The sequence below is a fragment of the Micromonospora sp. C28ISP2-4 genome (genome assembly GCF_030519385.1).
In the GTDB taxonomy this organism is placed as follows: domain Bacteria; phylum Actinomycetota; class Actinomycetes; order Mycobacteriales; family Micromonosporaceae; genus Micromonospora; species Micromonospora tulbaghiae.
Window position 1 is genome coordinate 61,787 of sequence record NZ_JAUMKG010000010.1, and the last position, 21,678, is coordinate 83,464.

Consider the following 21,678-nt stretch of genomic DNA (forward strand, 5'->3'; position numbering starts at 1 on the left):
GCCCGGGCCGGGGCAGCGCGACCGGTCATTCCTTGCCAGGCATATAACCGGTCAGGCATATTGCAAGGGTGACAGTCGACGCCTTCACCGTGCTGGCCGAGCCCTCCCGGCGACGCATCCTCGACCGGCTGCGCCGGGCGGAGAGCAGCGTCGGCGAACTGGTGGACGCGCTGGGCATGAGCCAGCCGGCGGTGTCCAAGCACCTGCGGGTGCTGCGCGACGCGGGCCTGGTCACCTGCCGTACGGCGGCACAGCGGCGGATCTACCGGCTCGACGTGGCGCCGCTGCGGGCAGTGGACGACTGGCTCGGGCCGTACCGGTCGATGTGGACCGCGCACCTCGACGCCCTGGAACACCATCTCGACAGTCAGGAGTGACAGATGGACCGCGACACGTTCCGTCCCGGCCCGCTCGCCCGGGTGGAGCTGGAACCCGCGAACGACAGGTGGGACCTGGTCTTCGTCCGCGACCTGCGGCACCCGCCGGAGAAGGTGTGGGCCGCGCTCACCGACCCGGGACAGCTCGCCGGGTGGGCGCCGTTCCTCGCCGACCGTGACCTGGGCCGTCCCGGTGACGCAGTGCTCAGCAGTGTCGACGGCGAGCAGAGCCACCCGGCGCCGGCCCGGGTGCTGCGCGCCGAGCGGCCGAACCTGCTGGAGTACACCTGGGGCGACGACCTGCTCCGCTGGGAGCTGACCGCTACCGGCGACGGCACCACGCTCACGCTGCGGCACCGGGTCGCCAAGCCCGGCCTCGCCCCGATGACGGCCGCCGGCTGGCACCTCTGCCTCGACGTCGCCGCGCACCTGCTCGACGGCGACCCGGTCGGCCCGATCCGGGGCGCGCAGGCGAAGGACTTCGGCTGGGCGGAACTCCGCGACGCGTACGCCGAACGCCTCAACCGCCCGTGACTCGCTCCCCCGCGGCCTACGCGTCGAGGTGGTCGGCGGGCGCGGTCTGCAACAGCCAGGCGAGCGGCATCCGGGCATGCTCGGCGTACCGGCCGTCGCCGCCGGGTTCGTGGAGCGTGACGGTCTGCGCGCCGTCCCGCTCCACGACCCAGTAACGCGGGATGCCGGCGGAGGCGTACTCCCGGGCCTTGGTCACCGAGTCCATGGTCTCCGAGCCGGGCGAGACGATCTCGACCACCAGCACCAGGTCGGCCACGGCGGACCAGACGCGACGGCTGGGCGCCTTCCGCCACACCGTGATGTCGGGGATCCGGCCACCGTCACCGCTGGGCCCCGGCACCCGCACGCCGACGGCCTGGAGAACCTGCTCGGCAGGCCAACCCGCCATGATCAGCCAGGCGAAGATCCGGCTCGCGATGATGGCGTGCTCCGAGTCGGGCGGCGGCATGACCGACAGAACCGCCTCGGGGCTGGTCTCGTAGCGGTGACCGTTCGGGTCGGCGGCGTTCATCTTCGCCACGTCGTCGAGCGTCACGACGGCGGGCATGTGCATGCCGACTGCCTCAGCGCTCATGACGCCATCGTATGGCAGCAGCCGGCGTCGCCGTGGTATCCAGCCCGTCACGCGGTCCGGCGGCGCAGCCAGCCGGCGGCGCCGCCGACAAGCGTCGTCCCGATGGTCGTGCCGATCGCCACCAGCGCCGCTCCGACCGCCCACAGGCCGGTGTCGTCGGTCGAGGCGGCGTGCACCGCCCACGGGACGGTGAACGCCACAGTCATCACTGTCGCCACCAGCCAGATGTTCAGCCACCAGCCGCCCACCGCGGCCAGCGCGCCCAGGGTCAGCACCGCGGCGGCGACCTGCCAGACCGCGTACGGCCCGCTCATGTCGCCGGTCTGCGGGTCCACGGTCCAGCCGGACTCCCAGCTCAGCCAGGTCACCCAGGCGCCGGCCGTGGCCAGCGCCAGGAGCAGGCCGCCGAGCAGCGTACGTCTCGTTGTCACGCCTTCGATCCTGCCCGGCCGGCGGGGCGGGCGAATGAGCACGCGTACTCGATTTCGCCGCCGCGCACACGGCGGTGTGCGCGGCGTGTGCGCCCGGTGCCAGCGGTCCCGGTCATCGTCGGCGTCATGAGTTACGCATTCGAGGCAGAGGGCCTGGTCAAGCGGTTCGGTACGACGACCGCGCTGGCCGGGATCGACCTCGCCGCACGCCGGGGGACCGTGCTGGGGGTGCTGGGGCCCAACGGCGCCGGCAAGACCACAGCCGTGCGGATCCTCGCCACGCTGTTGCGCCCCGACGAGGGGCGCGCCACTGTCGGCGGCCACGACGTGGTCACCGACGCGGCCCGGGTACGCCGGCTGATCGGGCTGACCGGCCAGTACGCCTCGGTCGACGAGGACCTGACCGGCACGCAGAACCTGGTGCTGATCGGCCGGCTGCTCGACCTGAACCGTCGTGAGGCCCGGGCGCGGGCGGCGGAACTGCTCGCCTGGTTCGGCCTGACCGACGCCGCGGGACGCCCGGCCAAGACGTACTCCGGTGGCATGCGCCGCCGCCTGGACCTGGCCGCGAGCCTGGTCGGCCGGCCGGAGGTGATCTACCTGGACGAGCCGACGACCGGCCTGGACCCGGCCAAGCGGGAGGAGATGTGGGGCGTGGTCCGCTCGCTGGTCGACGACGGGTCGACAGTGCTGCTGACCACGCAGTACCTGGACGAGGCCGACGCGCTCGCCGACGAGATCTCGGTGATCGACCACGGCCGGGTGATCGCGCACGGTACGCCCGGCGAGCTGAAGCGGATCGCCGGCAGTCAGACGATCGTGGTCCGGCCGACCGATCCGGGCCGGATCGGCGCTGTCGCCGAGATCCTCCGCGTCAGTACGGGGGCGGATCCCGAGCTGCCCCGACCGGGTCTGCTCACCGTGCCGGTGGACGACGACGCCACGTTCACCGCCGTGGTCCGCCGGCTCGACGACGCCGGCATCGGAGTGGTCGAGCTGGCGTTGCGGCTGCCCAGCCTCGACGAGGTGTTCTTCACGTTGACCGGCCACGGTGCCGAGGAGCCCACGGAGGTGGCGGCATGACCACGACCACTCGTACGGCGGCGACGGCACCGTCCCGGACCGGCACCACCCACGCCGCCGGTCGTCCGTTCGGGATGGCCCGGCACAGTCTCGCGCTGGCCGGCCGCAGCCTGGTCAAGACGATCCGGACCCCGGAACAGCTGCTGGACGTCACGCTCCAGCCGATCGTCTTCGTGCTGATCTTCGTCTACCTGCTCGGCGGCGCGGTCGCCGGCTCGCAGCACGAGTATCTCCAGTTCCTGCTGCCCGCGATCATGGTGCAGACCGTGCTGTTCGCGTCCATCGCGACCGGCGTCAGCCTCAACACCGACGTGGAGAAGGGCGTCTTCGACAGGTTCCGCAGCCTGCCGATCGCCCGGTCCGCGCCGCTCGTCGGTTCCGTGGTCGGCGACCTGGTCCGGTTCGTGGTCTCCATCGTGGTGCTGCTGGGATTCGGGTACGCGCTCGGCTTCCGAATCGGCACCGACCCGCTGTCCGCGCTGGCCGCGTGCCTGCTCACCATCGCGTTCGCGTTCGCGGTCAGCTGGATCGGCGTGCTGCTCGGGGTGCTGATGCGCAGCCCGGGCGCGGTGCAGGGCACGGCGTTCCTGCTGCTGTTCCCGCTGACCTTCGGCACCAACATGATGGTGCCGACCGACACGCTGCCCGGCTGGTTGCAGTGGTGGGTCGGGGTCAACCCGGTGGCCGACGTGATGGAGGCGGCCCGGGGCCTGATGATCGGTGGCCCGGTGGCCGGGCCGGTGACCCGGTCGCTGCTGTGGACCGTGGCGATCATCGCGGTCTTCGCGCCGCTCGCGGTGCGCGCCTACCGCCGCCGCGCGTGACCCGGCCGCGTTCACGCCGACGTACCTGACCCGGCCGCGCCGACCCTGACCGGGCGGCACGACGATCACCGAGCCGGGTCGCCGCCCACGAACGCGAGGGCGTCGGCCCGGCTGCGGCCGTTACCCCGGGCGTACGCGGCGGCGTAGCCCTCCTCGCCCAGCTCGGCGCGCAGCCGCTCGGCGAGCCGCTGCGCGTCCGGGTTGGAGCGGTCCGGCCGGCCGCGCAGCGAGTCGGAGACGCCGAGCAGTTCGGCCGCCCGCTCGTACCGGCCCTCCGCCACCGCCAACGCCACCCAGCCGACCGTGACGATCGCGACCACCGGCATGTCCCGGGCGGCGAGGCTGCGCGTGGTCGCCTCGTCGAGGTGCCGGCGCGCCCCCGGCAGGTCACCGCGGGCCAGCGCCAGATGGCCCATCTCGGCCAGCAGCAGGCCGCGGAACTGCGGGGCGACAAGCGGCGTCTCGGCCTGGCGGCGCATCGCCTCGGCGAGACACTCCTCGGCTTCGTCCAGCGAACCGTCGGAGCGGGCGATGCTGCCGAGCATCATCAGCCCGAACGCGCCGTCCCGGCCCTCCCGGCCGGTCACGAACCGGCGCAGCTCGGCCTTGGCGCCTGCCACGTCGCCGGAGCGGGCGCGGATGGCGGCGAGCCAGATCAGCTGGAAGCCCGGCTCCGAGGCCGGGTCGAGTTCCCGGGCCAGCCGCACCGACTCCTCCAGCGCCGCGGTCGCCGCGTCGAAGTCGCCGCGTTTGGTGAGCGCGTCCGCGTACTCGCTGAGCACGTGCGACAGGCTCAACCGCTCACCTACCGCGCGCAGCTCCGCGGCGGCGTCGGTGAGGTCGCGCAGCATGCCCTCGGCGTCGCCGTCGTTCTCCTTGAATTTGCCGCGTATCCCCAGCAGCGTGCCGTCGGTCCACGGGTCGGGGTGCCCACGTGCCCGGTCGATCGCCGCGATCCCGGCCGCCGTGTCGCCGCTGAAGATCGACAGCATCGGCGCGAGCAGCCCCACGATCGGGTGCTTGGTCCCCTCGGCCGCCCGCAGGGTCGTGGTCAGCTCGGCGATCTGCTCCGGCGTCGGCCCCTGCTCGCCGCGTGCCAGCTCCGCGCCGATGCGGATGGCGAGCACCACCGCCCGCTCCTCCGCCGGAGCGGGGCCGGGCAGCGCCAGCGCGCGGGCCAGCACGTCACCGCCGATGCCGCCGTCGTCGCCCCAGATCACCAGCGGCAACGCCAGCCCCGCGCCGATCCGCAGCGCGGTGTCGGCGTCCCCGGCGTCGCACGCGTAGTGCAGCGCGCCGACGACGTTCTCCCGTTCCGCCTCCAGCAGCCGCAGCCACGGCAGCTGACCGGCGGTGCGCAGGTGCGGCTCCGCGGTCCGGACCAGCTCCCGGAAGTACGCCGCGTGCGCGGCGCGCGCCTCGGCCACCGCCCCGGCGGCGGCGAGCCGCTCCAGCCCGTACTCCCGGATGGTCTCCAGCATCCGGAACCGCCCGTCGCCGACCACCTGGAGCAGCGACTTGTCGACGAGCGCGTCGAGCAGCGCGGCGGCGGCCGGGCCGGCGACGCCGGCCGCCGACTCGGCGGTGACCGACGCCGGGAAGACCGCGAGCCGTTCGGCGAGCCGTCGCTCGTCGTCGGTGAGCAGGCCCCAGCTCCAGTCCACCACCGCCCGAAGCGTGCGGTGCCGGGGCAGCGCGGTGCGGCTGCCGCCGGTCAGCAGCCGGAACCGGTCGTCGAGCCCGGCCGCGACCTGCTGCGGCGACAGCGTCCGCAGCCGCGCGGCGGCGAGTTCGATGGCCAGCGGCAGGCCGTCGAGCCGCCGGCAGATCTCCACCACGGCCGCCACGTTGTCGCCGGTCACCGCGAACCCGGCCCGCACGGCGGCGGCCCGGTCGCGCAGCAACTGCACCGACGGGTACGCGAGCGCGTCGCCCGGCGTCGCGTCCGCCGGTGGCAGGCGCAACGGGGGTACGGGGGCCAGCGCCTCCCCGACGATGCCCAGCGGCTCCCGCGAGGTGGCCAGCACGCGCAGTCCCGGGCAGTGCCCGAGCAGGTCCTCGGCGAGCCGGGCGGCGGCCTCGACGACGTGTTCGCAGTTGTCCAGCACGATCAGCGTCTCGTCGGTGGCGATCGTCTCCACCAGGCGGCCGAGCGTGTCGCGGGCCGGCGGGCGTACCGGCTCCAGCGTCCGGTCCCGGCGGCCCAGTGTGTCGAGCACGGCCCGAGGCACGTCCGCCGGGTCGGTGATCGGCGCCAGCTCGACCAGCCAGGCCCCGCCGGGTACGCCGTCGGCGAGCCGGCCCGCCGCCACGCTCGCCAGCCGCGTCTTGCCGGCTCCCCCAGGTCCGAGCAGGGTGACAAGCCGGTTGCCGGCGAGCAGCCCGGTGAGCCGGCGCAGGTCCTCCTCGCGCCCGACGAACGTGGTGAGCGCGGCCCGCAGGTTGCCCCGGGCCACGGCCGTCGGCTGCGGCGGGGCCGCCTCGCCGCGCAGCAGCTCCAGGTGCGCGGCCCGCAACTGCGGCGACGGGTCGACGCCCAGCTCCTCGGCGAGCCGCTGCCGGATCCGCTCGTACGCCGCCAGCGCCTCGGCGGGCCGCCCGGCCGCGGCGAGTGTGCGCAGGTGCAGTTCGGCCAGCCGCTCCCGCAGCGGATGCGCGGCGGTCAGCTCGTCCAGCTCGGCGACGATCAGCTCGGGCCGCCCGGTCCGCAGCTCCGCCTCGATCCGGTCCTCCTGAGCGGTGAGCCGCAGTTCCGCCAGCCGCGCCACCGCTGCCGCCGCGTACGGCGCGTCGGTGACCTCGGCCAGCGCCGGCCCCCGCCACAACGCGAGCGCGTCGCGCAACGCCGTCCGCGCCGTCGCCGCGTCCCCGTCGCGCAGCGCCGCCCGTCCCTGCCGGGCCAGTCGCTCGAACCGCCCGGCGTCCACGTCGTCCGGGTCGAGGTCGAGCCGGTAGCCCGCCGGGCTGCTGCGTACGCCGAGCCCGGGCACCGCCCGACGCAGCCGGGACACGAGCGTCTGCACCGCGTTGGCGGTGTCGGTCGGCGGCTCGTCACCCCAGAGCGCCTCGGCCAGCGCGGGCACGCTCACCGGCCGGCCCGGGTCCAGGGCGAGGCGGATCAGCAGCCCCCGCAGCCGCGCCCCGGCGACGTCGACCGGCCGATCGCCGTCGCGGACCTCAAGCGGCCCGAGGATCCCCACCCGCACCGTGCCACTCTCTCATCCCCCGCCGAGCCGACGCCGACACGACCGTGGACGGGCTACGCGTCGGGGATCCGGACCGTGAGCACCCGGGTGAGGACGCGGAAGCCGGCCGCGTCATACATGCGGCGGGCCGGGTTGCCGTCGACCACCGACAGGCCGACCGACGGCAGCCCGACCTCGCGCGCGCCGCGCAACGCGTGGACGAGCAGCGCCCGGCCGAACCCGCGGCGCTGTGCGCGGGGCGCGACGCCCAGATTCAGGATCCAGACGCAGTCGTCGTCGGTCCACGGCACCGGCCCGGCGCACAGCACGTGCCCGGCGCTGCGGCCGTCCGGGTCGATCAGCCGGGCCGAGGCGGGCACCAGGGGTGGCACCGGCTCGCCGGTGTCGAACATCGCCCGTACCTCCCGGGTGTCGCTGGGCTGCCAGCGGCCGTCCGGGTGGTCCGGGCCGTAGGCCGCGTCCAGCCCCGCGGCGAGGTCGTCGTCCCAGCCGGGTGCGCCGAGGGACCAGCCGTCCGGCAGTGCCACCGGTTCGGGTACGCCGGTCAGGTCGTGCCGCATGTCCGTGGCGGCCCGGCTCAGCTCCAGCCCGTCGGCCACCAGTGCCGCCGCCAGCGCCTCGTCCGGCGTCTCCAGCCGGTGCCCGGCGAGATCGCGCCGTACCTGCGCGACGAGCCGGGTGAGCGGCGCCTCGGGCAGCGGTCGGACGTCGGCCGCGACCGCCGTGCCGTCGTCGTCCCGCAGCCGCATCCGGGCCAGCGGCGTGTCGTCATCCCCGAGCAGCAGCGAGTCGTGGAGGTGCTGTCGTACCGGCATTCGCGGCAGCGTACCGGGCGCGCCCCGCTCCCGCTCCCCGTCGATCTTGGAGTTGTGGGGCCCGAATCGCCCTTCTCAGCCGCATTCATTCACGACCACAACTCCAAGATCGACGAGGGGCACCCGCGGGCGGGAGGGCGCGGGCCTAGGGTTTGGGGGTGAGCAGGATCGATCGGGGCAGCAGGACGATCGCCGCGCCGCCGGCGGCGGTGTATGACGCGCTCGTCGACCGGGCCGCCCTGGAGGCGTGGTTGCCGCCGGACGGGATGCGGGGGCGGATCGAGCACTGGGATCCGCGCCCGGGCGGCGGGTTCCGGATGGTGCTCACCTACCTCGACCCGACCGGCAACCCGGGCAAGACGTCGGACGCCACCGACGTGGTCGACGTCGGGTTCGCCGAACTCGTACCGGCGCACCGGGTGGTGCAGACCGCCGTGTTCCAGGCCGACGACCCGGCGTACGCGGGCACCATGACCATGACCTGGCACCTCGCGGCGGCCGGCGACGGCACCGCTGTGACGGTCACCGCCACCGGCGTGCCGCCGGGCATCGACCAGGCGGTGCACGAGGAGGGCATCGCGTCCTCGCTGGCGCACCTGGCCGCGTACCTCGAATCGGGCGGCTGACCACGACGGACGCCGGGATTGGCGGCGGGTTTTGCGGGTAGCCGCCGGCGGTGACCGGGCAGCGGGAGGGTCGCGGCGGCCGGCGGGGGTCGTCGCGGCGCGCCGGCCTGGACGCGGAGCGGTTCGACGAGGCGTGGGAGCGCGTGAACGAGCGCGGCCGGGCCGCCGGGCGGGACCGGCTGCAACAGCTGCGGATCAAGTCCGTACTCGCCGTGCAGGCCGGCCTCGCGGCGGCGCTCGCGTGGGCCGTCGCGCGCTGGCTCACCGGCATGCCGAGCCCGATCTTCGCCCCGGCCGCCGCGGTCGCGGTGATCACCTCGTCGTTCGGACGGCGTCTCTCCAACACCGTCGAGCTGCTCGCCGGGGTGACGCTCGGCATCATCGTGTCGGACCTGCTGATCGGGGCGGTCGGCGCCGGGGTGTGGCAGACCGGCGTGATCGTCACGGCGTCCGTCCTGGTCGCGCTGGCATTGAGTACGCGGGGCGGGCTCGTGGGCAACGCCAGCGGTACGGCGGTGCTGCTCGGCGCGCTCTCCTCGTCCCGGCACACGCTGGAGTTCCCCCGCTTCGTCGACGCGCTGATCGGCGGCGGCGTGGGACTGGTGGTGACGTTGCTGCTGGTGCCGATCAACCCGCTGCGGGTCATGCGGCGGGTGGCAGCGCCCACGCTGCGGCAGCTCGCCGGCCAGCTCACGGCGACCGCCGCCGCCCTGCGGCGACGCGACCACGACCTGGCCGACCAGGCGCTGAGCCGGTCGCAGGCGGTCGGGGCCGACCTGGGCCGGTTCTGGGACGTGTTCGGCGGCGCGAAGGAGACCGTCGAACTCGCCCCGGCGCGCTGGCCGAGGCGGCGATCGGTCCGGCACTACCAGCTCAGCGCGCCGGACGTGGACCAGGCGGTCTGGAACACCCGGGTGCTGGCCCGGCGGGCCGTCGTGCTGATCGAGGACGGGGAGCCGGTACCGGAGAGCCTGCCGGACGCCGTGGAGGCGCTCGGCGCGGCGGTGCACGCCGTACAGGAGGAGGTTCTCGCGGACCAGGGCCCGGAGGACGCCCGCCGGCACGCGCTGGATGCGGTGGCGGCGGCGACGTGCGCGGAGCTCGCCGGGACCGGGCTGTCCGGCACGGTGATCGTGGGGCAGGTCCGGACCGCCGCGAGCGACATCCTCCAGGCGACCGGGATGGAGCGCGAGGAGGCGATGCGGCGCATCCGAGAGGTGGCCGCCGCGCAGTCGTGACCCGGTTCAGTCGTCCCCGCGGACGCGGGCGTGCAGGTGCATGTCGTGCCGCCCGTCGTCGTGGACGGCCGCGCTGCGTTTGGTGCCCTCCAGCCGGAACCCGGCCTTGACCGCCACCCGGCACGACGCGACGTTGCCGGTCGAGTGGTCCAGCCAGAGCCGGTGCAGCCGGCCCTCGCCGAGTGCCCACGCGCTCAGCGCCCGCAACGCCCCGGAGGCCACGCCCGTGCCGCGGGCGGCCGGAACCACCCAGTACGCGCACCCGGCCTCGCCGTCGTCGAGGTCCACGCCGCCCAGCACGATGCGGCCCACCACCTCGCCGTCGCGCGTCACCGCCCAGCTCGCGCCCGTCGCCTGCCGCCACGCACGGCGGAAGTAGGCGAACCATTCCCGCACCTGCTCCTCCGACGCGGGCCGGCGGGTGTGCCAGCGGCGGATCTCCGGGTCCTGGTACGCGGCCAGCACAGCCGGTGCGTCCCCGTCCTCCCAGGGGCGCAGGACCAGGCCGTCCGCCGCGAACAGCGTCGGCTGCGGGCCGGTGGCGAGCGTGCCCGCGGGAACGGCGGGTGGAGTCGACAGCGGAAAGCGCATGCCCGACTCTCCCCCGCGGACCGCCCCGCGTGTCAATCCGGTTCAGGTCGGCACACGCGAACTCGGCTAGGGTGCGCCTGTGGCGGCGACGGCAGCGGGCGTCTTCCGGCGTACGCCGCAGGAACGAGCCGACCAGCGAGTCGCCTGGGATCGCGCCGACCAGCCGTTCTTCGCCGCCGGGGCCTGCCACATCCTGGCCTGGGTGTGCCGGGACACCTACCCGGACCGGCCGATCGGGCTCGCGGGGTTGCGGTTCGCGGGCGAGCGCCAGGTCATCCACGTGTACGCGACCTGGGCGGGCTGGGCGTTCGACCACGCCGGGTGGAACCCGGAGGCGGACCTGCTCGCCGCCAACCGGGAGTTCGAACGGCGTCCACTGGACCGGATCGCGATCGTCGACGACCTCGCCACGTTCTGCGAGTCCCAGCATCACCGCATGCCGCACCGGTACTGGGGTGATCCGCTCCCCCGCGCCCGCGACTACGTGAACCGGCACGTCCCGCCGTGGGAGTGACGCCGTCCTCCGGCACCGTCTCCGGTCCAGGCTCGGCCCCGCCTACACTGCGCCGCGTGGACCAGGCCGCACCGCACACCGTCAGCTCGCTCGCGTACGACCTGCGCACGCTCGGCGTCGCTTCGGGTGACGTCCTGCTGCTGCACTCGTCGTACCGGAGTCTCGGGTTCGTCGCCGGTGGCACCGAGGCGGTGGTGTGGGCGCTGCTCGACGCGCTCGGACCGGAGGGCACCCTCGTCGTGCCGACGCACACGCCGGACAACACGGACCCGGCCGGGTGGCGGCATCCGCCCGTACCCGAGGCGTGGTGGCCAGTCATCCGCGAACAGACGCCCGGCTTCGACCCGGCCCGCACGCCGAGCCGGTGGATGGGCGCGGTCGCCGAGACGGTACGCACCTGGCCGGGCGCCCGCCGCAGCGACCACCCGCAGGTGTCCTTCGCCGCGCTCGGCGCGCACGCCGCCGACATCGTGGACGGACACCGCCTCGACGACGCGCTGGGCGAGCACTCCCCGCTGGGCGCGGTGTACCGGCTCGACGGCAAGGTGCTGCTGCTCGGCTGCGACCACAGCTCCAACACCTCGCTGCACCTGGCGGAATGGCGGCAGGCTTCGCCGCCGCGGGCGGTGACGGGCTCGGTGGTACGGCTGCCGGACGGCACGAGCCGGTGGACCACGTGGACAGATGTCGTCACCGACGAGGACGACTTCCACTGGCTGGGCGCCGACTTCGAGGCGACAGGCGGCGCGACGACCGGCCGGGTGGGCGGCGCGACGGCCCGGCTGATGCGCCAGCGCGCGCTGGTCGACTTCGCCACCGCCTGGATGGCCGCGAACCGCGAGCACTGACGCCGTCCTGGTCGACAGCGAACGGACGGTACCCCGGCGGTGGTTCACCGATCTGCATATCCGAGAACAGCAGCGTGAGGTCGTGGGTCTTGGCCTCGATCCGCAACTCGTGGAGTTCAAGCCCGATCGCTACAGCCCGACCGGACGGAGAGCTGCCAGGCTCTCCGGGCAGGTTCAGACCGCCCCGCTTTCAGGAGCGGGAATCTCGCGCGGTGGGCCTGGCTCAGCCCGGCACCAACCGCCTCGGAACTCGACTCCGGGCACACCCTCGATCATGCGGCTGATGTCGGCCACCGCCCCGAGTGAGTCAGCGATGCTGCCACGCAGTTCCCCCACCGCCGATTCGAGGTCGTCGTCTTCAGTCGACCAGTCGACATCCGCATCTCGCAGCTCGGCGACGGCACGATCGACGAGAGCCTGAGGATCGGTGACCAGGACGTCGACCCTGCAGTACAGGTGCAGAGTGCGCGGCGCCGACGCGTGCAGGTTCTCCATTCGGCCAGCATGCCGAAGCATGCATGAGTGAGAAAGAAGCGCGCCCGACGCGCCGCGACCCCCAGCCCTGGCGTCAGTGCCGACGGCACGCTGCGGCCCGGCAGACGGGGATACTGCTCATGTGGACGAGTCCGCCGAGTCAGCGGTCGAAGCAGTACGGCGCTACGCCGCCGCACTGAAGGACATTCGGTCGCGTTTGCTCGACGCCTACCCGGATCTCGGCTGCGTCTCAGATCTGATGGTGGCAGTGAGGCATTCGCGAACGATGCCTCGGGAGGGCATGTCGAGCACGGGTATCGAGTACTCGGTTCATGGCGCCGGCCGCTGGTACGCCCTGCCCGTTCACTGATTCGAGCACTCCCCCCGCCCGCCGGAGAGGCGGCAATCCACCGAGCGCCTTCTGCCGAGCCGACAGCCCCTGCCGAAGCCGTCTCACGTCTTGAGGAGGAGCGTCCCGGGAACGTGGGCACTGCCGCAGCGACCGGGAGCAACGAGTCAGGGCGCGTCTCCGTCCGTCCTCGAAGATCCAGTCACCCGCTAGACTTCTCAGCTCGTCATCAGAGCCGGGGGCGTACGTGCTCAAACTGTTCCGGACCAAGAAGGCGGCGTGCCGCTGCCGGCCCCAGTGGCCGGCTCTCGTCACGGAGATGAACGGCTACGTCATGCCGTGCCAGCCGTCCGAGCAAGGCAGCCCGTTCACCACGATGACAGAGCTGTCAGCCAGGTGCGCCGAGTGCTCCGCGACGTACCCGGGCAACTTCGTCATCGACCCCGACACGCCGCCCCCGTTCGACTGGGCACACGAGCCCGAGAACGCCGTGTGCTCCTGCGAGCCTCGATGGCCGAAGCTGATGGTCAAGCTGCAGGGCCAGTGGTTTCTCGGCTACCCGGGTACGGACGGCGAACCGGTCGTCGACGGGGCAACAGAGGGAGCCTTCTGCGACAGCTGCGGGGCCCGGTTCATGGGGGATATGGTGGTCGACCTCGACGACAGGTCCCACCTCGAAGATCCTGACGAAACATAGACGTGCCCGCCCGAGGACGGCTACCCACCGAGCGCCTTCTGCCAGGCTGACAGATCCCGCCGAAGCCGTCCTACCTCATCAGGAGGGGGGTCCGGAAACTTGGCCACTGCTTCAGCGATCTCCTCCACCGCCTCCTCGCCGATCGCCCGGCTGATGGCATCCCACAGGATCGTTCGCGCTCGATCCGCTTGAGGGCCGATCAGCCACTCGGTGATGAATCGATCGAGGGTCTCGGCGTCCGCCGCCCGTGAATCGATCCGGTGGATGGAGACCGCGAGGCACTCGAGCAAGCGAGCTACCTCGATCGCCCGGTCGAGCGGGACGGTCACGGTTGATTCGCCGCTGCTGACGTCCATCGGATCAGTATGCCGCCACACACCGTCCAGATCCTCGGACGGACAGCCGCCAGTCTGCGACCCCCGCGGGGGTGTTGGACGGCCTCGGGCCATCGGTGTGCTGAAGCGCAGCACCCTTTACGGCGGCGCGGTGGCATAGCCCGTCAGCATGGCCGGTCGACCGCTGTCGGCGTGTCCGGCCAGGGAAGGCGGGTGGGGGTTCAACCTGTGATCGAGGAATGAGATCAACTCGGCGGCCGGTCCGACCGGTTGATGGTCGCCACTGCGTCCGCCCTGTAGCGTCATGCTCCCGCAAGATCGCGAGATGGGATACGACGTGACGGTACGACGGCTCGGCCTCTGCGCGGCGGTCGCCGCGACGCTACTCACCGCCTCGGCATGTGGCCGCGCCGACGAGATGCCGAGCACGCCCACCGCCGTGGCGGCGAGCACCTCCACGGAGTCACCCATCCCGACACCCACGGCACCGACGGTCACACCGAGCCTGACACCCAAGCCGTCGCTGACCCCTCGATCCTCCGGAACCCCCCGTTCCTCGACCGCCCCTGCGGCGCCGCCGACGACCAGGAAGGCCACGCAGGTGGCCACCACCAGCAACAAGGCGGCCTGCGCCGCCGTCAAGGGTTCGTTGGAGAAGGCCATCGCCGGCCTGATCACCTTGGGCGGAGTCGCCGCCAGTTCGACAGTGGAGGCCGAGATCGTCAACGCTCGGGCGGAGGCGTCCACCCGGCTGGTCAACCTTCATGCGGTCGCGAACAGGGTGGCCGGCGAGCAGACGGACCGCACGTTGCGGGGCAACTTCAGGGCGCTCGCAGTGGCCGCAGGCCTGAAGGATGTCGAGGTCCGCTCGATCAAGCCCACCACCCCGGAAGGACTCGTCAAGGTAGCGAGCGACACGGCTGCCCTGGAGAGCGCGGTCGACAAGTTCGAGCCGACCTGCGGCAGGTACTGGTAGGTCGGCTGACCAGGGAGTTCTGCGTGGTGGGCGGGCGCGGTTCGAACCCGCGACCGAGGGATTATGAGATCAAGATGGGCACCCCGCCGACCTCGACACATGGCGGTCTAGCAGCCGGAATACCTTCCGACGTCTCTCACCGCGCCGATGCCGGCGCTTGCGCCGCCAGCAGGCCGAGCGCGGCCGGCGCGGCCCGCTTGCGGGCCGCCTTGATCTGATAGAGCGGAATTCGGCAACGTCACGCCGCAACGCGTGTCCCGTCACGGGACATGCTTGACAGTGGCGTCCCACCGCATGGTTGACATGATCGCGGCGCTCTCGGCGAGGACCAGCCCGCCCTGCGACTGCTGAGGTCAGGCACGATGAGGCCGTGGGTATGAGTGTGCAGGTTCGGGAGTTCAGCGGTGCCGTCATCGAGCGGCTTACGGACGCTGCGGGCGTCGGGGCTCTCTGCTCCTTCGCTGCATCGGAGCCGTCTCGTTACCCGTTGCTATCCGGAGTCGATCCCTACGACGACACCTGCTTCAACCCTCGCCAATGCACCAGCCTGGCGGGCGAACTTCGGTCGATCCTTGAGCGATCTGAGGACGGCCGGGTGCGACGGGCTGCCCACGCGGTACTTCAGCTCGCATCGCTCCTGGAGGTCGCGCCCCGACGTCCTCATCACAGACGGCTCCTGTTCATCGGAGACTGACTGAGAAAGTTCGCCGGGCTGCATTAGGTCATCTGTCAGTGATGTGGTGGGACGGATTCGTCAAGCATCTCCCGCGACGGGACACACGTAGACGGTGAGCCATGCGCTCCTTCGATGGCGGACCTGACGCATCGACGGCTTCTGTCTGGCCGAGATGCACGACGGGCACGTAGTCGGTGAGGTCACGGCGCAGTGCTGGCCGGTCAACTATGTACCGGGCTCCGTACCGGTCGTTCTCCCACGCCACTTCTCCGCGGCTTCGGAGCTCCTTCAACTTATCGGCGGTGGTCATCCGATAGCCGGCGGTCCGCCCTGGACCTGCCTTGAGCCGGCGGAAAAGCCGATCGGCCGGATCAGCATCGGTGAGCGCGCGGGTGATCGTGTCCTTGCCGGCGGCTGGCGGTCCGTAGAGGATCACGCCCCGCATCATGCAGGCCTGCGTTCCAAGGATCGTGTCAAGCAGTTCCTTGGCCTGCACCTGAAGTGGGGTGCTGGATGCGCAGTTCTCAACTACCTGGACCAGGTGGCGGATCGCCTCGACCGGGCGGCGGTCGCGCTGCTGCGGACTCACTGCGGACTGAGGGCGTCGGTCCGGACCTTGACGCGGTCCGTCCGGGTCGTCGGCAGCTGAGCTGGGAGAACGGATGGTGGGGCGGGCGGGGTTCGAACCCGCGACCGAGGGATTATGAGTCCCCTGCTCTAACCGGCTGAGCTACCGCCCCGTGACCGCGCCGGATCGTAACCCGCCGATCGCTGCGCGGACCACCACCTACCGGGCGGAAACACGGCCGCGACAGCACGATGGGCTACGCGAGGATAACAACGCGCTATCCGCCGATGGCTCACCCGCGCCGCAACTCCGCGAGAACCGCGCCGACCGTACGCCACCCGCTGGCGAGCGCCCCCTGGATGGACGGGCCGTCGCGGTGGTCACCGGCCACGTACAGGCCGTCGCCGAGCGCCACCGGCTTGCGCAGCCGGCCCTGTGGTGGCGGTGCGGCCGGCAGCGCGTCCGGCACGGCGACCGTGGTGAGGTGGGTCCAGTCGGCGGTGGAGCGGCCGTAGAGGCGGTCCAACTCGCGCCGGATAACCGGTTCGGGCGGTGCCTGCGGGCCGACCACCGAGGTGGCGATCAGGTGCTCGCCCTCCGGCGCGTACGTGGGGGCGGCCCGGCTCACCACCACCGTGTTGGCGACCAGTTCGCGCCGGTCGCCGTCGAGCAGCAGGATCGGCTCGTCCAGCGGCGCCGCCTCGGTGCGGTGGTAGTAGGTGGTGTACGCGTGCATGCGTACCCTCGGCAGCCCCGGCAGCAGCGTGGCCGCCGCGGGCGGGTCGACAGCGACCACGACGGCGCGGGCGGTGATCTCGCCGGACGGGGTGCGGACCCGGCCGGGCGCGACCTCGGTGACCGGGGTGTTCAGCTCGATCAGCTCGGCGGGCAGCGGCGCGGCGAGCGCCCGGGGCAGCGCCTGCATCCCGTCCGCGGGCAGGCCGATCCGGCCGCGCGCGAAGGAGCGCATGACGACCGCGAGGACGTGGCTGGAGGTGGCCAGCTCGCGGTCGAGCAGCACGCCGGACAGGAACGGCCGGAGCAGTTCCTCGATGATCGCGTCGGAGAGGCCGGCCCGGCGCAGCGCCTTCTCGGCGCTGGTCTCGGGCGTGTCGAGCAGCCGCCCGACCGGCATCGTGGCGTAGCCGGCGGCGAGCGTGGCGAACCGCAACCGGTCGGTCAGCGACCCGATGCCCGCGGTGAGCGTGCCGGGTGCCCCGGTGGGTTCACGCAGCGGGTTGACGAGGCGTTCCAGCCGGTCGCCGCGACGGACCAGCACGCCGGAGGTGAACCACCCCATCCCGAGAGTGCCGACGTCGACCAGGCCGGCGAGCCGCGGGTACGCGGTGTTGAGCACCTGGAAGCCGCGGTCCAGCAGGAACCCGTCGACGCGGTCGGTGGCGACCCGCCCGCCGAGCCGGTCGCCCGCCTCAAGCAGCCGCCACGGCACGCCCGCGCGGTGCAGCCGCCGGGCGGCGGCGAGACCGGCCAGGCCGCCGCCGACGACCACCACGTCCGTGTCAGGCACTGTCCACCCCCGCCCCGGCCCGGTCGCCCTCGCGGTGCGACCGCGACAACCGGCCCGGCCACCAGACCTTCGGCCCGATGTCGTACGCGAGCGCGGGCACCAGCAGCGAGCGGACCACGATGGTGTCGAGCAGGACGCCGACGGCTACCGCCACGCCCAGCTCGACGAGCACCACGAGCGGCAGTACGGCGAGCGCGGAGAACGTGGCGGCGAGCACGATGCCGGCGGAGGTGATCACGCCACCGGTGACGGCCAGTCCGGCGAGCACCCCGGCGCGGGTGCCGCGCCGTACCGACTCCTCGCGGACCCGGCTCATCAGGAAGATGTTGTAGTCGATGCCGAGCGCGACCAGGAAGACGAACGCGAACAGCGGGAACGACTGGTCGACGCCGGGGAAGTCGAAGACGTACCGGAACAGCAGCGCGCACAGGCCCAGCGTGGCCAGGAACGACAGCACCACCGTGGCGATCAGCAGCACCGGGGCGACCAGGGCGCGCAGCAGCACCGCCAGGATGACCGCGATGACCAGCAGCACCACCGGGATGATGACGTCGCGGTCGCGTACCGAGGCGTCGGCGGTGTCGACGTTGATCGCGGTGAAGCCGCCGACCACCGCGTCGGCGCCGGGCACCCGGTGCACCGCCTCGCGCAGGTCGCGGATGGTCCGCTCGGCGCCGTTGCTGTCCGGCGGGTCGGCGAGCGTGACGTCGAGCTGCACCCGTCCGTCGACCACCTTGGGGGGCGCGTCCGGGTCGGGCGGCGCGTTCTCGCCCCGCTCGCCGAGCGGCAGCACCGAGGCGACTCCCGGTACGCCCTGCGCCACCTGGGCGACCTGCCGGGCGGTGGCCTGGGTGGTGAAGATGGTGGCTGGGCTGCCGGTGCCGGCCGCGAAGTGCCTGTCGATGACCTCCTGCCCGGCGACCGAGTCGGTGCGCTGGGTGAACAGCTGGGACTGGCCGAGCGTGGTGGCGCCGAGCTGGGTCACCCCGATCGCGAGGGCGGCGAGCACCACGGCGGTGACGACCCAGACGGTACGCGCGCGGCGCGCCACGAAGCCGGCGATCCGCGCCCAGATGCCGTGCTCGGTGCGGGGGTCGGCCTGGTCGTACCGGGGTCGCCGGGGCCAGAACGCCCAGCGGCCGCCGAGGACCAGCAGCGCGGGCAGGAAGGTGAGCATGACCAGCAGCGTGGCGGCGATGCCGACGGCGCTGACCGGGCCGAGCGCGCGGTTGGAGTTGAGGCTGGACAGCAGCAGGCAGAGCAGGCTGACGATGACTGTGGCGCCGGAGGCGATGATGGCCGGGGCGGCGCCCTTCCAGGCGGTCCGCATCGCGTCCCAGGGCCGTTCGTGCCGGTGCAGTTCCTCCCGGTAGCGGGCGATGAGCAGCAGCGCGTAGTCGGTGCCGGCGCCGAAGACGAGCACGGTGAGGATGCCCTGCGCCTGCCCGTTGAGCTTGACGATGTCGTGGTCGGCGAGCAGGTAGACGAAGACGGCGGCGAGCGAGTACGACATCCCGGCCGCCAGCAGCGGGAAGATCCACAGCACCGGGCTGCGGTAGACGACGAGCAGGATGACCAGCACCACCGTCAGCGTGACCAGCAGCAGCGGCCCGTCGATCGCGCCGAACACCTCGATCAGGTCGCCGAGCAGTCCGGCCGGTCCGGCCACGTCGACGGTGAGCCCGTCACGGTCCGGGCCGGCGATGTCGCGCAGGCGTTCCACAACGGACCGGATCTGTTCGCCCTCGGCGCTGTCGATCGGCACGATCACCTGGGCGGCCTGCCTGTCCTGGCTGACTACCGGTGGCGGCAGCGGGCCGACCACGCCCGGCACCTCGGCGAAGCGGGCCGCGTCGGCCTGGATCCGCTGCTGGTCGGCCGGGGTGAGGCCGCCGGGTCGTTCGTAGACCACGAGCGCCGGGGTGGTCTCCCGGTCGACGAATCCGGCGGCCAGGTCCTGCGCCCGGGTGGCCTCGGCGTCGGCCGGCAGGAAGGAGGCGTTGTCGTTGGTCGAGACCTCGCCGAGCTTGCCGGAGTACGGGCCGGCGACGCCGCCGACGATCAGCCAGCCGAGCACCACCGCCACCGCGATCAGCGTCGCGGTCCAGCGGCTGCGTCCTGCGGCCATCTCCACCGTCCTCGAATCGACGCATCAATCGACGCAGCGGGAGTCTAAGTCGACGCCGACCATCCTGCCGGGCGAACGAGGACTCGCGGGCGGAAACCGGGCAGCCGGGCCGCTCGCAGGGGCCGGGAACGACGAACGCCCGCCGGTGATGCCGGCGGGCGTGGCGTGGAGCGAAGCTCCCCCGATTGGACTCGAACCAATAACCTGCCGGTTAACAGCCGGCTGCTCTGCCAATTGAGCTACAGGGGACCGTTCACCGCTCGGTGCGGATCTCTCCGCTCCGTGCGACGGGGACAAGAGTACAGGACATCGGGGGGTGGTGCGCCAGGGGGTTACCGGAGGAGGACCTGACCGGCTGACGTACCAGGATTACGGACAAATCGTCATCTCGGCACAGGGAGGCATGAGCGGAGAGCAGGATGGGTAGTTAGCCGTCGACAGAGAACGCAGGCGCGAGACGGTCGTTCCGCCGACAATGGCGGAGACCGGCGAGAGCGTCAGGTACGGAAGGAGCCGCCATGCGCGGAAAGATCATGTTTCTTGGCGGGCTGGCTGCGGGATTCGTCCTGGGCGCCCGTGCCGGCCGGGAGAAGTACGAGGAGCTGGTGGTCCGCGGGCGCAAGGTGCTCGACCACCCGACCGTCCAGGAGGCGGCCGGGGTCGCGCAGGCCCAGGCGACCCGGCTCTACTCGGAGGGCAAGGACAAGCTGGGGCAGACCAAGATCGGCGAGAAGCTCGCCACCGGCAACGGCGGCAAGCAGGGCATGACCGACGCCGACAAGCCGTTCGCCGGCACGCCGGCCGCGGTCGGCAGCCGCAGCGCCAACGGCACGGGCTCGACCAGCTCGACCGGTTCGACCAGCGCGTCCGGCTCGAGCACGACCGGCACGAGCAGCAAGCCGTCCACCGGCAACACGCTCTGACGCAAGCGGACAGCGGGCCGGTCACCTCCGGGTGACCGGCCCGCTCCCGTGTGCGCGGGCACGGGTGTGGCACATTCTCGGTGGGGAGGTGACCACATGTCGATGGTCGGACCGGAGACGGCGGCTCAGGCGCGGCTGCTGCGCCTGCTGCGCGACGACGGCCCACGCTCCCGGGTCGAACTGGCCGACCTCCTCGGCCTGCCCCGGGCCCGGTTCGCCGCCGAGGTGGACCGGCTGACCACGCTCGGCCTGGTGGAGAGCGCCGGGCCGGCCGCGTCCCGGGGCGGCCGCCGGTCGTCACTGCTGCGCGTCGGCGCGCAGGTCCGGTTCGGCGCGGTGCTCGTCGGCGACGGCGTCCTGCGGGTCGCGCTCACCGACGGCGAACTGAACCCGCTCGCCCGCCACGACGAGCCGGTGGACGTCCGGCTCGGCCCGGACGTGGTGGTCGGCCGCATCGTCGAACTGCTCGGCAAGCTGCGCGTCGAGGCGGGACTGACGTCGCTCACCGGCGTCGGCGTGGCGCTGCCCGCGCCGGTCGAGGTCCGCGACGGCTCGCCGGTCTCCGCGCCGGCCCTGCCGGGCTGGCACCGCTTCCCGGTACGCGACACGCTCGCCGCCGAACTGGGCTGCCCGGTGCAGGTGGACAACGACGCCAACGCGATGGCCCTCGGCGAACGGCACGCCGGCACCGGCCGCCCGTTCGACGACTTCCTCTACGTCAAGCTGGGCGAGGCGATCGGCTGCGGGCTGGTCCTCGCCGGCTCGCTCTACCGGGGCGCAGCCAGCGGGGCGGGCGACATCGGCCACTTCCAGCTCACCGAGGACGGGCCGCTCTGCGGCTGCGGCAACAACGGGTGCGTCGAGGCGTACTGCGGGGATGTCGCACTGGTGCGGGAGGCGGTGACCGCCGCGCGGGGCGGGCGCTCGACGGCGCTGGCCGACCGGCTGGCCGCGGCCGGGACGCTGACGGTGGCCGACGTGGCCGCGGCGGCCACCGAGGGCGACCCGGCGGCGCAGACGCTCGTGCGCGACGCCGCCCGCCGGCTCGGACGGGTGCTGGTCGGGCTGGTCAGCTTCGTCAACCCGGCCATCGTCATCATCGGCGGCGCGCCGGCCGGGATCGGGCCGGTCCTGCTCGCCGAGATCCGGGGCGTGGTCTACCGCCGCTCCACGCCGCTGGCCACCGGCAGCATGCCCATCGTCCTGTCCGACCTCGGCGACACCGCCGGCCTGATCGGCGCCGCCCACCTGGTCAGCACCCAGACCTACGCCGCCCGCTGACCCCCCACCCCGCCCCCACCCCACCCCCGCCGGGCCGCGCCGATCGTGCACTTGCGGCCGGCGTATGGGCGGGTGTTCCGGT

Annotated in this window: 24 protein-coding genes and 2 tRNA genes; 13 read left to right on the forward strand and 13 right to left on the reverse strand. The window is 73.0% G+C overall.

Annotation, left to right across the window (positions count from 1 at the left end; genetic code table 11):
• Positions 1–68 precede the first annotated feature (68 nt).
• Together Q3W68_RS27705 and Q3W68_RS27710 are read left to right on the forward strand one after the other, a co-directional pair.
• The gene (locus Q3W68_RS27705) at positions 69–377 is read left to right on the forward strand and encodes a metalloregulator ArsR/SmtB family transcription factor (RefSeq protein WP_302908234.1); all 309 of its coding nucleotides are present in this window, start codon (positions 69–71) and stop codon (positions 375–377) included.
• A 3-nt stretch (positions 378–380) separates the two neighbouring features.
• Positions 381–911 (forward strand): SRPBCC family protein, encoded by a 531-nt coding sequence (locus Q3W68_RS27710; RefSeq protein ID WP_302908235.1) that lies wholly within the window; start codon positions 381–383, stop codon positions 909–911.
• 16 nt (positions 912–927) lie between these two features.
• On the opposite strand, the gene Q3W68_RS27715 is transcribed toward Q3W68_RS27710, so the two are convergent.
• Positions 928–1,485 carry a Uma2 family endonuclease gene (locus Q3W68_RS27715; RefSeq protein ID WP_302908236.1) on the reverse strand — a complete coding sequence of 186 codons (558 nt, stop codon included), beginning with the start codon at positions 1,483–1,485 and terminating at the stop codon, positions 928–930.
• A 47-nt stretch (positions 1,486–1,532) separates the two neighbouring features.
• On the reverse strand, positions 1,533–1,916 hold the full coding sequence (locus tag Q3W68_RS27720; protein WP_302908237.1) for a hypothetical protein: 384 nt from the start codon (positions 1,914–1,916) through the stop codon (positions 1,533–1,535).
• A 126-nt stretch (positions 1,917–2,042) separates the two neighbouring features.
• Between Q3W68_RS27720 and Q3W68_RS27725 the strand changes: the two genes are divergently transcribed.
• Positions 2,043–2,999, forward strand: coding sequence for an ATP-binding cassette domain-containing protein (locus Q3W68_RS27725; protein WP_302908239.1), 957 nt, complete (start codon positions 2,043–2,045; stop codon positions 2,997–2,999).
• Positions 2,996–3,823: an ABC transporter permease gene (locus Q3W68_RS27730; RefSeq protein WP_302908240.1), complete on the forward strand. Its 828-nt coding sequence runs from the start codon at positions 2,996–2,998 to the stop codon at positions 3,821–3,823. Before Q3W68_RS27725 ends, Q3W68_RS27730 begins: the two co-directional genes overlap by 4 nt.
• Before the next feature lie 65 nt (positions 3,824–3,888).
• On the opposite strand, the gene Q3W68_RS27735 is transcribed toward Q3W68_RS27730, so the two are convergent.
• Complete coding sequence (locus tag Q3W68_RS27735) at positions 3,889–7,029, reverse strand: BTAD domain-containing putative transcriptional regulator (protein WP_302908241.1); 3,141 nt, start codon at positions 7,027–7,029, stop codon at positions 3,889–3,891.
• Positions 7,030–7,082: 53 nt separating this feature from the next.
• Positions 7,083–7,844, reverse strand: coding sequence for a GNAT family N-acetyltransferase (locus Q3W68_RS27740; RefSeq protein ID WP_302908242.1), 762 nt, complete (start codon positions 7,842–7,844; stop codon positions 7,083–7,085).
• Positions 7,845–8,002: 158 nt separating this feature from the next.
• Here Q3W68_RS27740 and Q3W68_RS27745 point away from each other — a divergent pair, with 158 nt between their 5' ends.
• Together Q3W68_RS27745 and Q3W68_RS27750 are read left to right on the forward strand one after the other, a co-directional pair.
• Positions 8,003–8,470, forward strand: coding sequence for an SRPBCC family protein (locus tag Q3W68_RS27745; protein WP_302908243.1), 468 nt, complete (start codon positions 8,003–8,005; stop codon positions 8,468–8,470).
• 50 nt (positions 8,471–8,520) lie between these two features.
• Positions 8,521–9,708: an aromatic acid exporter family protein gene (locus tag Q3W68_RS27750; RefSeq protein WP_302908244.1), complete on the forward strand. Its 1,188-nt coding sequence runs from the start codon at positions 8,521–8,523 to the stop codon at positions 9,706–9,708.
• A gap of 6 nt (positions 9,709–9,714) precedes the next feature.
• Here Q3W68_RS27750 and Q3W68_RS27755 read toward each other — a convergent pair whose 3' ends face one another.
• Entirely contained in the window at positions 9,715–10,299 is a 585-nt protein-coding gene (locus Q3W68_RS27755) for a GNAT family N-acetyltransferase (RefSeq protein ID WP_302908245.1), read from the reverse strand.
• A 79-nt stretch (positions 10,300–10,378) separates the two neighbouring features.
• Here Q3W68_RS27755 and Q3W68_RS27760 point away from each other — a divergent pair, with 79 nt between their 5' ends.
• Both Q3W68_RS27760 and Q3W68_RS27765 read left to right on the forward strand, forming a co-directional pair.
• On the forward strand, positions 10,379–10,813 hold the full coding sequence (locus Q3W68_RS27760; protein ID WP_302908246.1) for a hypothetical protein: 435 nt from the start codon (positions 10,379–10,381) through the stop codon (positions 10,811–10,813).
• 56 nt (positions 10,814–10,869) lie between these two features.
• Positions 10,870–11,661: an aminoglycoside N(3)-acetyltransferase gene (locus tag Q3W68_RS27765; protein WP_302908247.1), complete on the forward strand. Its 792-nt coding sequence runs from the start codon at positions 10,870–10,872 to the stop codon at positions 11,659–11,661.
• A gap of 174 nt (positions 11,662–11,835) precedes the next feature.
• Here Q3W68_RS27765 and Q3W68_RS27770 read toward each other — a convergent pair whose 3' ends face one another.
• Positions 11,836–12,156 carry a hypothetical protein gene (locus Q3W68_RS27770; protein ID WP_302908248.1) on the reverse strand — a complete coding sequence of 107 codons (321 nt, stop codon included), beginning with the start codon at positions 12,154–12,156 and terminating at the stop codon, positions 11,836–11,838.
• A gap of 121 nt (positions 12,157–12,277) precedes the next feature.
• Between Q3W68_RS27770 and Q3W68_RS27775 the strand changes: the two genes are divergently transcribed.
• Both Q3W68_RS27775 and Q3W68_RS27780 read left to right on the forward strand, forming a co-directional pair.
• Entirely contained in the window at positions 12,278–12,505 is a 228-nt protein-coding gene (locus tag Q3W68_RS27775) for a hypothetical protein (protein ID WP_302908249.1), read from the forward strand.
• 226 nt (positions 12,506–12,731) lie between these two features.
• The gene (locus tag Q3W68_RS27780; RefSeq protein ID WP_302908250.1) at positions 12,732–13,181 is read left to right on the forward strand and encodes a hypothetical protein; all 450 of its coding nucleotides are present in this window, start codon (positions 12,732–12,734) and stop codon (positions 13,179–13,181) included.
• A gap of 20 nt (positions 13,182–13,201) precedes the next feature.
• On the opposite strand, the gene Q3W68_RS27785 is transcribed toward Q3W68_RS27780, so the two are convergent.
• On the reverse strand, positions 13,202–13,537 hold the full coding sequence (locus Q3W68_RS27785; protein ID WP_302908251.1) for a hypothetical protein: 336 nt from the start codon (positions 13,535–13,537) through the stop codon (positions 13,202–13,204).
• A 117-nt stretch (positions 13,538–13,654) separates the two neighbouring features.
• Positions 13,655–14,137, reverse strand: a complete 483-nt coding sequence (locus Q3W68_RS27790; protein ID WP_302908252.1) for a hypothetical protein — start codon at positions 14,135–14,137, stop codon at positions 13,655–13,657.
• On the opposite strand from Q3W68_RS27790, the gene Q3W68_RS27795 reads away from it, so the two are divergent.
• Entirely contained in the window at positions 14,118–14,492 is a 375-nt protein-coding gene (locus Q3W68_RS27795) for a hypothetical protein (protein ID WP_302908253.1), read from the forward strand. The genes Q3W68_RS27790 and Q3W68_RS27795 overlap by 20 nt on opposite strands.
• 722 nt (positions 14,493–15,214) lie before the next feature.
• Here Q3W68_RS27795 and Q3W68_RS27800 read toward each other — a convergent pair.
• The 5 genes from Q3W68_RS27800 to Q3W68_RS27820 form a co-directional block, all read right to left on the reverse strand.
• On the reverse strand, positions 15,215–15,757 hold the full coding sequence (locus Q3W68_RS27800; RefSeq protein ID WP_302908254.1) for a hypothetical protein: 543 nt from the start codon (positions 15,755–15,757) through the stop codon (positions 15,215–15,217).
• A gap of 74 nt (positions 15,758–15,831) precedes the next feature.
• A tRNA-Ile gene (locus Q3W68_RS27805) sits at positions 15,832–15,908 on the reverse strand.
• Positions 15,909–16,028: 120 nt separating this feature from the next.
• On the reverse strand, positions 16,029–17,264 hold the full coding sequence (locus tag Q3W68_RS27810) for an NAD(P)/FAD-dependent oxidoreductase (RefSeq protein ID WP_302908255.1): 1,236 nt from the start codon (positions 17,262–17,264) through the stop codon (positions 16,029–16,031).
• Positions 17,257–19,392 (reverse strand): MMPL family transporter, encoded by a 2,136-nt coding sequence (locus tag Q3W68_RS27815; RefSeq protein WP_302908256.1) that lies wholly within the window; start codon positions 19,390–19,392, stop codon positions 17,257–17,259. The genes Q3W68_RS27810 and Q3W68_RS27815 overlap by 8 nt, the downstream gene beginning before the upstream one ends.
• Before the next feature lie 176 nt (positions 19,393–19,568).
• Positions 19,569–19,641: transfer RNA gene (locus tag Q3W68_RS27820), tRNA-Asn, on the reverse strand.
• 269 nt (positions 19,642–19,910) lie between these two features.
• Here Q3W68_RS27820 and Q3W68_RS27825 point away from each other — a divergent pair.
• Entirely contained in the window at positions 19,911–20,315 is a 405-nt protein-coding gene (locus Q3W68_RS27825; RefSeq protein WP_302908257.1) for a hypothetical protein, read from the forward strand.
• 96 nt (positions 20,316–20,411) lie between these two features.
• A complete protein-coding gene (locus Q3W68_RS27830; RefSeq protein WP_302908258.1) occupies positions 20,412–21,596 on the forward strand; it encodes an ROK family transcriptional regulator in 1,185 nt (394 codons plus the stop codon).
• Positions 21,597–21,678 lie beyond the last annotated feature (82 nt).